The organism is uncultured Megamonas sp., assembly GCF_958438645.1.
GTDB lineage: Bacteria > Bacillota > Negativicutes > Selenomonadales > Selenomonadaceae > Megamonas.
Window position 1 is genome coordinate 281,262 of sequence record NZ_CAUBSM010000001.1, and the last position, 13,444, is coordinate 294,705.

Sequence of the window (13,444 nt, forward strand, 5' to 3'; positions counted from 1 at the left end):
ATTTAATTTAAATCGAAGGGCTTTTATTTATGAAAAAAACATTCCTATTTATTATCTTAATTTTAATGACTTTAAGTTGGCATCTATCCATGCTAAATAATCAATCCATTATTTCACATGTACAAGATGAATATTCCACCGAAAATTCATCGCCTCAAAATCTCTCTCTAGAAGCACCATTGACCGCATTATCCCATTATCCCAAACAAGGACCTAGTACAAATATGCCACTTTTAGAATGGAAAGAAGATTTGAATGCTGTATATTATGAATTAGAATTATTCGATACTATTCCTGATGATTTAAATGATGAAGAATTATCTTCTAAACATTTATATTATACAGCTTCTGTCTATACAAATGCTAAACAACTTGATTTAACACAAATAGTGCCAAAGGCTTTAGACGGCAAAACGCCTCTTTATTGGCGTATTCGCTCTATGGATATTGACCACAATCCCATCACTAAATTTTCAGCTTTAGAAGAATTTTATGCTATCAATCAAGCACCTAAAATGAATACACCTATACCACATGTTATTTATAATGAAAAAAATGGCACTACACTTCTCTATCCTGTATATTCTTTTATACCTAATGCCAATGCTACTCAATTTGAAGTAGAAGTAACTGATAATATCCCTGAAAATCCTAATGGCACGGCACCTTCTAAATATCGTATTTTCTCCAAAATAATTACAGGTGGCGAACTTTACGATGAAAAACCTCGTATTGGTACTTTTTATTGGCGTGTACGTGGATTAGATGATGATGGTAATCCTGTTGGCGTTTATTCTGACGCTCAGATATTTAGAAATGAACCTCAAGATAATTGGAAAATTGGTATTTTCGGTGATAGTATCAGCCATGGAGGTGGTCATCTATCCTTTGGCCCTGCAGATTGGGCATATAGTTATGCTTATTATTTAGACTTTCCTACTATTAATTTATCTTGTAGCGGAGATACCAGTGAAACTATGGTACAGCGTTTTGATGATGATGTCTTGCCATTCCATCCACAATATTTATTAATCATGGGTGGAACTAATAGCCTTCGTGCTGGTATGCCTGCCGAAAACGTAATCAATGATTTAAAAACAATTCAAGAAAAATGTTATGAAAATAATATCACACCTATACTGCTCACTTTAGCTCCTATAAATCCTCAGAATATAAAAAAGGTCTTTGATGAAAATACCTCTGAAGTATGGCAATATAATTTAAATTTAGTCAACGATTTCATTCGCACACAACCACATATCGATACAGCAAAAGCTTTAAATAGCCCTCCTATCCTTCCTACAAAATATGCAATGGATGGATTACATGGTGATGTAATTGCCAAAAAAATCTACGCCCAAGAAATAAATGATAATATTTCTCATTTTATTGACAAATAAGCATATCCATATGTTGTAATTATAGTTTTGAAATTGTATAATAATTACTGTAAATAAACAACTTGATTTTTAATTTCTATAAAACCATATTTACAGGAGGAAAATATCTTGAAAGCTACTAAAATATGTGATGATATTTACTGGGTAGGTGCCATTGATTGGTCTGTTCGTAATTTTCATGGCTACGAAACTGGTCGTGGCAGCACTTACAATGCCTATTTAATACTTGATGAAAAAATCACATTAATTGATGCTACTAAAAAAACTTTTAGTGATGAAATTTTAAGTCGTATTTCTTCTATTATCGACCCAGCAAAAATTGATTATATTGTTTGCAATCATTTAGAAGCTGATCATTCTGGTTCTTTAGATGCCATCGCTCAAAAATGTCCTAATGCTACTATTTTTGTCAGCCAACCAAATGGCTTAAAGAATATTGCCAAATTCTGTGGTGAACATAATTACCAAGGTGTAAAAGCTGGCGACAGTATAAATATTGGTAAACGTACATTAAAATTCGTTCCAGTTCCTATGCTCCATTGGCCAGATAGCATGGTTACTTATTGTCCAGAAGAAAAAATTCTTTTCTCTAATGATGGTTTTGGTCAACATCTCGCTACTAATGAACGTTTTGATGATGAAGTTGACTATGCTGTTTTAATGCATGAAGCCAAAAAATACTATGCTAATATTCTAATGCTCTATGGTCGTCAAGCTCAAACAGCACTCAAAACAATTGCAACTCTTGATGTTAATATGATTTTAACTGGTCATGGCATTAGTTGGCGTAAACATATTAAAGATATTTTAGATTTATATACAAAATGGAGTAACTTTGAAGCTGATGAGCACAAAGCTGTTGTAGTATTTGACAGTATGTGGAATTCTACAGAAATCATGGCCAAAACAATAGCCGAAGCATTCCAAGCTAAAGGTATTTCTGCTAAATTCTTCGATTTAAAAACAAATCACTATTCTGATATCGTAACAGATATCCTCGATAGCAAATATATAGCAGTCGGTTCTCCAACTTTAAATAATGGTATGATGCCAAATGTTGCCTCATTCTTATGTTATCTTAAAGGTTTAATGCCTAAGAAAAATGATCGACAGGCTTTAGCTTTTGGTTCTTATGGCTGGGGTGGACAAAGTATTGCTCTCGTACAAAAAGAACTTGAAGAAGCTGGTCTTAATATCTTCCATGATATGATTCGCATAGCTAATCAACCAACACAAGAAGATTTAGATAATATTTATAATAGTATCATTGAAAAACTTTAAAATAAAAATGACCTCCAATAGTTTTAAATAAAAATCTACTATTGGAGGTTTTTGTTATTTCCAGAATAAAATAATACATATTGATGATATAATTAATCTTTATAAAAATATATAGAGGTGATATTTATATGATAAATTCCCATTCAAGACATAGAGATATTATCTTAATTTTAATTGCTAGCTTTTTTTATATGACTAGTCCTATGCTCATAACTCCAATTATTGCTGGATTTTCAGAAACACTTGGTGCCAATGGTACTACTATGGGGCTGATTGGTGGCATTATGAATATTTGCTCTTTAGTCAGTCGACCTATCATCGGCATATATGCTGATAAAATTAGTAAGTATAAATTATCTTTTTGGGGCATAATTTTTATCATAATTTCATGTCTAGGTTATATACTGGCTACTAATTCATTTATCATTGCCATTGCCCGCATTATTAATGGTCTTGGCTTTGCCTTATGTTCTACTTGTATGTCCACCTGGATGTCAGATTTATTGCCCCAAGAAAAAATCGGCTCAGGCATGGGTATATACGGCACTATGAACGCTTTAAGTATGGCAATTGCTCCAGCTATTGGTGTATATATCTATCAAAACTTTAACTATACAATAGCATTTTCACTTGCTCTATTTACAGCCATAATTTCTATCATAATTATTCAATTTGTAAAAGATAAAGATGAACCTATCATCACTACTAACACTAATTTTAAATTGGAAATTATTGATAAAAATGTAGTTCCCATTGCTTTCATCATGATGATGTTTGCTATTCCTTATTGTGCTACTCAATCTTTTCTTGTAACTTATGTCGAAGCTAAACAACTGGATATCCATATAAGTTTATTTTTTCCAGCATATGCTATTGCTCTACTTATACTCCGTCTAAGTCTAAAAAGTCTCTTTGACAAACTTCCTTTCGGTATATTTTTTACCTCTAGTATAATTTGTGCTTCACTATCTATCTATTTTCTTCATGCAATGCAAAATAATTTTGATATGCTTATCGCTGCTATATTCATGGCAGGTGGAACAGGTATTATCAATTCCGTTTGTCAATCTACAGCTTTATTATTAGCACCTAAAAATAAACGTGGTCTAGCTAATAGTACATTTTATATTGGCATAGACTTAGGTATGGCACTTGGACCAATCATAGCTGGTATCTTTTATGAACATTTCTCGTTATATTTATTCTATCCACTATTTTTCTTTACTATACCACTAGCTATAATAGGATTTTTCTTTTACCATCAAAAAGTTAAAAATATTATAAACTAAAATTCCAAAGAAAAAAGCGAAGAAAAAATTCTTCGCTTTTTATATTATTTATTATATTAAACAGCTTCAGATTTAACTTGTTCTGTAGATAGAGCTGGTTTTCTATCTGGAACAATAAAACAAACTATTTTTACCATTAACGGAATAAGTGGCAACCATAATAATGTATTAATTAAATTAAATGAAGTATGTGCATTAGCAATCTGACGGGAAATTACAGCTGTTTCTGGGCCAACTGGAGAAATATACATTACAAATTGAGTAAACAATGGTAATATACATAAGAATAAAATACTTCCTGTAATATTGAATACGCTATGAGCTACAGCTGTACGTTTTGCATTTTTAGATTGACCAATAGATGCTAATAATGCTGTAATCGTTGTACCAATATTATCTCCTAATAAAATAGGCAATGCACCTTGAAGTCCGATGATACTGTTGCCATCTACACCTGCTTGAGAAGCAAAATTCTGTAATACAGCGATTGTAGCACTAGAACTCTGTACGATAACAGTCATAACTGTACCTAATAATAGACCTAAAATAGGATTATCATGAACACTAGCAATAAGTTCTGTAAAAATCGGTGCATTTACAAGTGGTTTCATAGTAGAACCCATGATTTCAATTCCTGCAAATAATAATCCAAAGAAAAATACTGTTTGACCAATATTCTTTAATTTCTCTGTTTTAGCAAAGAAATAAACCACAAAACCAATAAATACTATTGGCCAGATATAATCACTTAATTTAAAAGCGATTAACTGTGCTGTCATTGTTGTACCAATATTTGCACCGAAAATAATGGAAATTGCTTGTGGCAATCTCATTAAACCTGCACTAACAAAACCGATAGCCATTACAGTCGTTGCACTAGAACTTTGCAACACGCATGTAACTAATGCACCAGCTAATACACCTACAACTGGATTTTTAGTTAATACGCTAAGTACATAACGCATTTTCTCTCCAGCCATATTTTGTAAACCCTGGCTCATCATATTCATACTGTAGATAAATAATGCTAAACCACCTAATAATTCAAAAGCAATTTTCAAACCCTCACTCATTGAGTATTCCTCCAAAATAATTTTCTAACACATAATTTCAAAATAAAATTTACTTAATTGCTATTTAAATTATATAAATAAGTAAGTCTACCTTTCCAGTAGAAAAAAGTAAAATAAATGTAAAATCTATGTAAAATCTTTTTTCATAATATCCATATAGAGATTCTATTTATTTAAATAAAAAAATAGATGTAATCGAAAATCCGATTACATCTACTTCTTTTCTTAAATAAAGTATTTTGTTTTAAATTCTTCAATTTGAGCTTCATCTAATGGTCTAATTTCACTCAAGTAAGCGATTTCTACTTTACTACCATCAGATTGTACACCTTCTAAATATACAACACCATAACCTTTAGCTAAATACTGAATCATACCTTCTCCAGTTTCTTCATTATAAATTTTAATGCCAATACAATCATCAAAAGTACCCATTGAAGTAACTACTTTATATTTGCCCAATAAAACAATATTTGTAGAATCTCCACCAGTATAAATCTTTGGTTGCTTTGAGTTTGTCTGTACTGTTCTAAAATTTTGTAAATATGGCATTTCCTGTCGTTTATTTAGCACAACTTCTGATACTTTATCTTCACTGCCAATAACTCTTTTTACTAATAAAGGCTGTAATACTTTCTGATTTTCTTTATCTACAATACAAGTGCCTTGATAATAATTAACTTTATTGCCTTTATTTTGCTCATCAAAGTTAAATGTAGCTAAATAAAAATTATCGTCTTTAAAAGGTGCTGCCAATACATTAATTGTACCAGTAGCTTGCTGATATTCTCGCAAATCTATATTCTTAGGAGAAGCTAAAGCTACCGCTTGAAATGTTAATAAAACTACAAAAACTACTAATAATCTTTTCATTTAGATAGCCTCCCTTTATTCATCACTATAATATATATCATAATTATATAATTCGCTACAATACTAAAAAATACCTTTTATCAAAAAATTTTTTACAAAAATAAAGACGAATATTTTATTATTCGCCTTTATTTATATTATTCATAACGAAGTGCTTCAATAGGATCCAATTTTGCAGCTTTTCTCGCTGGATAAATACCAAAGAATAAACTTATACCCACAGAGAAAATAAATGATATAAGAATTGGTTCTATCGTAATAACTGTTGTAAATCCACCAAATTGAGCTATCGCCGTAGCTAAACCAACGCCAACACCTACACCAATTAAACCACCTATAATCCCTACGAATACAGCTTCAATTAAAAACTGAAACATAATATTATTATATGTCGCACCTAAAGCCTTACGAATACCAATTTCTCTCGTTCGTTCTGTTACAGATACCATCATGATATTCATAATGCCAATGCCACCAACTAATAATGATATGCCAGCTACACTACCTAATAAAAGTGTAAGCATCGTACTTGTACTAGTCATCGTTTCCATTATACTAGTCAGATTTCTTACAGTGAAATCATCTTCTTTATCTCCTGTAATTTTATGGCGTTGTCGCATTAAATTTTCAATTTCAGCTTGTACAGAATCCATTTTATCCGCTGATACTACTTGTACACTTATTTGCTGTACATAATCTATAGCCATTATACGCGTCATCGCTGTTGTTAATGGTACAATTACTGTATCATCTTGGTCTTGACCTACACTTGATTGACCTTTGCTTTCCAAAATACCTATTACTTTAAATGGGTCATTATTTATACGAATATTTTTCCCTACAGGATTTACATCTTCACCAAATAAATTGCTCGCTACTGTAGTACCAATAACTGCTACACGAGCACGACTTTCAACATCTTTTTCTGTAATGAACGTACCATTTGCTATACTCAAGGAACGAATATACATATAATCTGGTATTACACCCACCACTTGTGTATTCCAGTTTTGATTACCATTTACGATTTGATAATTCCTTTGTACCTGTGGTGAAACATATTCTACATCTTTTATTTTCTTTTTTATAGCTTCGGCATCTTCTAATTTTAAACGCACATTTGAACCTGCAGCCTGACGAACACCTGCTGCATTTTTAGTTGCACTAGCATTGATGATTAACATATTACTACCCAAACTAGCAATTGAGTCTTCTACTTGCTTTCGTACACCCATACCTATAGAAACCATCGCTATAACAGCACCTACACCAATTATAATACCTAGCATAGTGAGTAATGAACGCATTTTATTAGCCCACAAAGCAGATATTGCCATCTGTATAGTTTCTTTAAACAACATCCATTACTACCCCCTTGCCTGCATCTTTTGTTATCTTACCATCAACAACCAACAATTGACGTGAAGCACAAGCCGCGATGTCCGGTTCATGTGTTACTAAAATCATGGTCTTCCCTTCTTCATGTAATTTGATAAAGATATCCATGATTTCTTTTGTTGATTTTGTATCTAAATTACCTGTAGGTTCATCTGCCATGATAATACTTGGATCATTGACTAAAGCTCTAGCAATAGCTACACGTTGTCTTTGACCACCTGATAATTCATTTGGTTTATGATCTGCTCTATCATCTAGACCAACAGCTTTTAAATAATGATGTGCCCTTTCTAATCTTTCTTTTAATCCCACACCTGCATAAACTAAAGGTAGTGCTACATTATCTAATGCTGTTATTTTAGATAATAAATTAAAATTTTGAAATACAAAGCCTATTTTTTTATTTCTTGTTTTAGCAAGCTCATCATCACTTAAATGGGCGATTTCCTTGCCATCTAATTTATAAGAACCATATGTTGGCCTATCTAAACAACCCAATATATTCATCAATGTAGATTTACCTGAACCAGATGGTCCCATAAGTGCAGCAAATTCGCCTTTATAGATTTTTAAATCTATACCATTCAAAGCTGCTACTTCTTGTGTTCCTACCTGATAAATCTTTTTTATTCCTGAAAGTTCAATAGTAATTTCTCTTGTTTCACTCATATCACTATTTTCCTTTCTTAGTGAATTGGTGGCCCTGGTCTATTTTGATTTGTATTTGTTGCTTTTTTAACCATTGTAACATCTACACTTTCACCTTCAGCCAAACCGTTGATAATTTCTACAAACTCATCACCATATATACCTGTTTCTACATAGCGATTTTCTGTTGAACCATCATCTTTGATAACAATTACATAAGTTCCTTGTTTATCCGTTTTCAATGCTGATAATGGCACTGCTAGAGCATTATCTTTATTGGCAGTTTCAATATCTACACGAGCTGTCATAGATGGCATCAACAATCCTTCTGGATCATCTACATCTAAAGTTACACTATAATAAATTACTGCCGCTGATGAAGATGAACTACTGCTTGATGAATTACTTACATTCCAGCTATTGTCCATATCTGTTTGTGAAATCTTAGATACAGTAGCTGTAAAAGTCTTACCATTATATGCATCTACAGTAAAAGTTGCCTTTTGCCCAACTCTTACGCTACCAATATCAGTTTCATCTACTTTAGCAAAAATCTGTTTTCTTGATAAATCAGCAATACGCATGATTACTGTAGGATTGCTATTTCCCTGTACCGCCATAGTACCATCTGTAACAGGTTCACCAATTACAACTCCATCCATAGGTGACACTATTACTGTTTCGGATAGATTTGACTCTGCTTCTTCTAATTTACTTTGTGCTGTATCGTAATTGTATTGAGCATTATCTAAGTCTTCTTTAGATTTTGCTCCTATATTATATAAATAATTAGTTCTGTCATAAATTGTCTTTGCATTTTGTAAAGTAAATTCAGCTTGTTCCTTTTGAGTTTCATAGTCTTTTCCATCTAATAAGGCTACAGTTTGTCCTTGCGTTACTGTATCATTTTCTTTTACCAAAACTTGTTTTACACGAGCTGTAATCTTAGAGCTTACTTCTACTGATTCCACCGGTTTTATTGTTCCTGTCGCAGAAACAATTGACTTCATGCTCATATATTGTACTTGAGCTGTGTTTACTACTGGTTTTTTTGCTTCTTCTTGTTTTTGCATATAATATTTATAACCAGCACCAATAGCCGCTATCACTACTATTAATACCACTATTATTTTTGCCCATTTTTTTAATTTTACTTTATCCATCTATTGTTTCTCCCTTTGGTGTCCCAATAACATATTCCAAATTAGCCTTATATCTAGCATAATCATATTGAGCACTTGCATAGTTTAATCTAGCTTGTGAAAGTGCTAACTCTGCATCAATTACATCTAAGATTATACCTGCACCTACTTTATATTTTTCAGTAGCAATAAAATAATCTTCTTCTGCTTGTTTTACTGCCATTGATGTAGAATTAAATCTTCTTTCTGCTTCTCTCATATTCAAATAAGCTTGTCTTACTTCTAAATCAATCATATCTTCTGTATCAGACAAGGCATATTCTGCTTTATTATAACTAGCTTCTGCTGATTTTACATTTGATTTAGTTACATTATTATCAAATATATTCCAATTTGCAGATACACCGGCTTGATAATCATGGTCATTTCCACTAGGTAAAGCTTGTTTATCCCAACTTGTACTTACAGATAAATTAACTGTTGGCAAATATCCGGCTTTTGCTACTTCAATATTATTTTTAGCAATTTCTACATCTATTTGACCTACTACTCTATCTTTACGATAAGCCATAGCATAATCCAAACATTCAGGTAAAGACATTCTTACAATTTGATATGCAAAATCATCTGTTAGATTAATAGGCTCATTTCGGTCTATTTTTATAATATTACGGAAAGTACTTAAATTTATTTCATAAGCATTTTGTGCTATAATCAACGATTGCTGTGCATTTGATAAAGCTACTTCTGAACGCAATACATCTGATTTTGGAATACTACCTGCAGCATAGAGATTTCTTACATCTGTTAAATGACTTTCATAATTATCTACAGATTCTTGTTCAATATTTACATTTTGTTTTGCTTCTAAGATATCAAAATAAGCTTTTATAGTATCATATTTAACAGTTTCTTCTGCACGTTCTAAATTTAATTCAGTTTTAAATACTTCTAGTTTTTTACTATCAATATTTAATTCATTTTTATTTCCTGTATAAAGTGGCATTGTTGCTGAAATACTATTACTATTATTTCTTTCAAAACTTGTATCAGCACCATCTCTGGCAGATAGACTACTTCCTAAAGATATACTTATACCATTGGCTCCTTTTGTCGCTTCATAATTTGCTTGTGCAGCCATTTTTTCTTCATATGCAATTTTTACATCATTGTTATTAGCTAACGCCATATTTACAGCTTCATCAATAGACAAATCCGCTGCTAAACAAGCAGGTATACCAACATTCATACATATAGATACAACCATACATATATTCTTCATTTTTTTTAGGGACATAACCGCTATTATCCTTTCTTCGGAAATTAATATATATTTATTATCATATTATATATATTTATGTATTTATTGTATAACAAAATATAACTATATAGTATTAAATTTATATTAAAAAAATTCTACTTGACGATTTCAATTGAACACAATAGAATATTTAGATATACAATATTATTACACAATTGTATTTTTTAGTTCTACTTTTATCAAGGAGAGAGAAATATATGAAAATATTAGTAGCAGATGGTGTTTCCCCTAAGGGCATCGAAATTTTACAAAAAGCTGGTTTCGAAACAGTTATTAAAGACAAATTACCAGCAGAAGAACTTTTAGAAATAATTCCTGATTTTGACGGTATGATTGTACGCAGTGCTTCTAAAGTAACAAAAGAAGTAATTGAACGTGCTAAAAATTTAAAAATTATTGGCCGTGCAGGTGTTGGTACCGATAATATTGATATTAGTGCTGCTACAGCTCATGGTATCATGGTAATCAATTCTCCTGGAGGAAATACAATTGCTGCCACAGAACATACAATGGGTATGATGATGGCTATGGCAAGAAATATTGCTGTTGCTAATGAAACAATGCAACATGGTGAATGGAATAGAAAAAAATATACAGGTGTAGAACTCCGCGGTAAAACACTTGGTATCATAGGCTTAGGTCGTATAGGTAGTGGTGTAGCTACTCGTGCATTAGCATTCGATATGAATGTTATTGGTTATGACCCATACGTAAATGAAGAACGTGCTCATTCCTTAGGTATTAACGTAGTTTCTTTTGATGAATTAATCGAGAAATCTGATTTTATCACTGTACATATGCCGCTTACACCAAAAACAAAAGGCATGATTAACAAAGATAATATTTGTAAAATGAAAAAAGGTGTTCGCCTCATAAACTGTGCTCGTGGTGGTATTATCAATGAACAGGATTTAGCTGATGCTGTTAAAGCAGGTCAAGTTGCAGGAGCTGCTGTCGATGTATTTGAATCTGAACCAATTGATCCAAATCATCCATTAATCGGTCTTCCTGGTGTAACTTTAACACCTCATTTAGGAGCTTCCACTGTAGAAGCTCAAGTCGGCGTATCTGTAGACGTAGCTCAAGGCATTGTAGCTGCATTAAATGGAGAACCAGTTTCTACTGCTGTTAATATGGCACCTGTTTCTCCTCAAACCATGAAATTCATCAAACCTTATTTAGACTTAGCTGAACGTCTTGGTTGCACTGCTTGCTCTCTAGCTGATGGTCCTATCAGTGAAGTAACTATTAAATATAATGGTGAAATTGCTGATGTTGATACAAAAATGATTACTATTGCTGCCATCAAAGGTATGTTAAATCCTATTTTAGAAAGCAATGTAAATTATGTAAATGCTCCTAGCCTTGCTAAAGAACGCAATATAAAAATCACTGAAATAAAAGATAAAGCAGTAGAAAACTTTGCTAACTTAATCACTGTTTCCATCACATCTTCTGGCAAAACGGAAACAATCCAAGGCACATTATTTGGTGAAGAAGGTCGTATCGTCAATATCAATTCTTATCGTGTTGACGTTGATCCACATGCTCGTATTCTCATTTGCCCACATATCAATCGTCCTGGTGTCATCGGTACTATTGGTTCACTTTTAGGCTATGCTAATATCAATATTTCCGGCATGCAAGTTGGTAAAACAAAAATTGCTGGTACTAGTATGATGGTTTTAACTATCGATAATGAAATTCCTGATACTGTTATGCAACAAATTATAAATTTAGATGGCATTTTTGATGCTAAACTTGTAAATTATTATACAGTTTAATAAACTTAAAGGTTCTAAGCAAAAACTTAGAACCTTTTTACCTATTTTACCTAAAAATATTGTTATATATCACTATAAATAACAAGTAGTATAAATAATAATTTATTATAGAATTGCAAATATTTATCCTATTTTTATTGACATTTTAACTTTATCTAGTTAAACTAGATATGAATAGATTTTCACATTGTAGGGAGATGTTCATATTATGAAAATTTCAGTTATTGGAGCAGGTAACGTAGGTGCTACTTGCGCTAACGTACTCGCACTCAAAAATTTTGCAACAGAAGTTGTACTTCTCGACGTTAAACCAGGCGTATCCGAAGGTAAAGCTATGGATATGATGCAGACTGCACAGATGATGCATATCGATACTAAAATCATCGGTGTAACTGCTCCTATGGATGATGCTGCTAAAGCTGACGAAGCTTACAAAGCAACAGAAAATTCCGATGTTGTAGTTATTACTTCTGGTATTCCTCGTAAACCTGGTATGAGCCGTACAGACCTTATCGGTGTTAACTCCAAAATCGTTAAAGGTGTTATGGACCAAGCTTTAAAACATTCCCCAGAAGCAGTATTCATCATCGTTTCCAACCCTGTAGATACTCTTACTTACCTTGCACTTAAAGACAGTGGTCTTCCACGTAATCGTGTAATCGGTATGAGCGGTCTCTTAGATGGTAGCCGTTTTGAATACTATTTAGCTCAAGCTATTGGTTGCCCAGTTCGTGATATCAACGCTATGGTAATCGGTGCTCATGGTGACCTTATGGTTCCTCTTACTCGTTTTGCATCTTATAAAGGCAGACCTGTTACTGAACTCCTTTCTGAAGAAAAACTTGCTGAAATCGAACATGCTACTCAAGTAGGTGGCGGTACTTTAACAAGCTTACTCGGTACTTCCGCTTGGTACGCTCCTGGTACAACTGCTGCTACTATGGCTGAAGCAGTTGCTAAAGACAGCGGTCTTACTATCTCCAGCATTTGCTACCTCGATGGCGAATATGGTGAAAAAGATGTTTGTGCTGGTGTTCCAGCTGTTCTTGGTAAAGGCGGTATTAAAGAAATTACTGTTCTTGACCTCAACGAAAAAGAAAAAGCTATGTTTGATGCAAGTGTTGGCTCCGCACGTGAAACAAATGCTAAATTAGCTGAAGCTTTAAAATAAGCTTTAATCGTTAATTTACAACGGAACAAAATATATCTACGAAATGCTCCCTTATAGTAAAGCA

General features: G+C 32.6%; 11 protein-coding genes. 5 read left to right on the forward strand and 6 right to left on the reverse strand.

Translation table 11 applies throughout. The features are described 5' to 3' along the window. Positions 1-29: 29 nt before the first annotated feature. From Q5I67_RS01335 to Q5I67_RS01345, 3 genes are all read left to right on the forward strand, one after another. Positions 30-1,400, forward strand: a complete 1,371-nt coding sequence (locus Q5I67_RS01335; RefSeq protein WP_302486130.1) for a GDSL-type esterase/lipase family protein — start codon at positions 30-32, stop codon at positions 1,398-1,400. Between the two features lie 108 nt (positions 1,401-1,508). After that, positions 1,509-2,681: an FprA family A-type flavoprotein gene (locus Q5I67_RS01340; protein WP_302486131.1), complete on the forward strand. Its 1,173-nt coding sequence runs from the start codon at positions 1,509-1,511 to the stop codon at positions 2,679-2,681. A gap of 128 nt (positions 2,682-2,809) precedes the next feature. After that, positions 2,810-3,970, forward strand: coding sequence for an MFS transporter (locus tag Q5I67_RS01345; RefSeq protein WP_193525981.1), 1,161 nt, complete (start codon positions 2,810-2,812; stop codon positions 3,968-3,970). A gap of 56 nt (positions 3,971-4,026) precedes the next feature. On the opposite strand, the gene Q5I67_RS01350 is transcribed toward Q5I67_RS01345, so the two are convergent. The 6 genes from Q5I67_RS01350 to Q5I67_RS01375 form a co-directional block, all read right to left on the reverse strand. Next, a complete protein-coding gene (locus tag Q5I67_RS01350) occupies positions 4,027-5,043 on the reverse strand; it encodes a Na/Pi cotransporter family protein (RefSeq protein ID WP_302486132.1) in 1,017 nt (338 codons plus the stop codon). Positions 5,044-5,268: 225 nt separating this feature from the next. Then, positions 5,269-5,916 (reverse strand): hypothetical protein, encoded by a 648-nt coding sequence (locus tag Q5I67_RS01355; protein WP_302486133.1) that lies wholly within the window; start codon positions 5,914-5,916, stop codon positions 5,269-5,271. A gap of 137 nt (positions 5,917-6,053) precedes the next feature. After that, positions 6,054-7,277, reverse strand: coding sequence for an ABC transporter permease (locus Q5I67_RS01360; RefSeq protein ID WP_302486134.1), 1,224 nt, complete (start codon positions 7,275-7,277; stop codon positions 6,054-6,056). Continuing rightward, positions 7,267-7,983: an ABC transporter ATP-binding protein gene (locus Q5I67_RS01365; protein WP_115151026.1), complete on the reverse strand. Its 717-nt coding sequence runs from the start codon at positions 7,981-7,983 to the stop codon at positions 7,267-7,269. The genes Q5I67_RS01360 and Q5I67_RS01365 overlap by 11 nt, the downstream gene beginning before the upstream one ends. 17 nt (positions 7,984-8,000) lie before the next feature. Further along, on the reverse strand, positions 8,001-9,125 hold the full coding sequence (locus tag Q5I67_RS01370; protein ID WP_302486135.1) for an efflux RND transporter periplasmic adaptor subunit: 1,125 nt from the start codon (positions 9,123-9,125) through the stop codon (positions 8,001-8,003). Continuing rightward, entirely contained in the window at positions 9,118-10,386 is a 1,269-nt protein-coding gene (locus Q5I67_RS01375; protein WP_302486136.1) for a TolC family protein, read from the reverse strand. Before Q5I67_RS01375 ends, Q5I67_RS01370 begins: the two co-directional genes overlap by 8 nt. Positions 10,387-10,622: 236 nt before the next feature. Here Q5I67_RS01375 and serA point away from each other — a divergent pair, with 236 nt between their 5' ends. Together serA and Q5I67_RS01385 are read left to right on the forward strand one after the other, a co-directional pair. Continuing rightward, entirely contained in the window at positions 10,623-12,209 is a 1,587-nt protein-coding gene (gene serA, locus Q5I67_RS01380) for a phosphoglycerate dehydrogenase (RefSeq protein ID WP_296896320.1), read from the forward strand. Between the two features lie 208 nt (positions 12,210-12,417). Then, complete coding sequence (locus Q5I67_RS01385) at positions 12,418-13,380, forward strand: malate dehydrogenase (protein WP_296896318.1); 963 nt, start codon at positions 12,418-12,420, stop codon at positions 13,378-13,380. Positions 13,381-13,444: the final 64 nt, after the last annotated feature.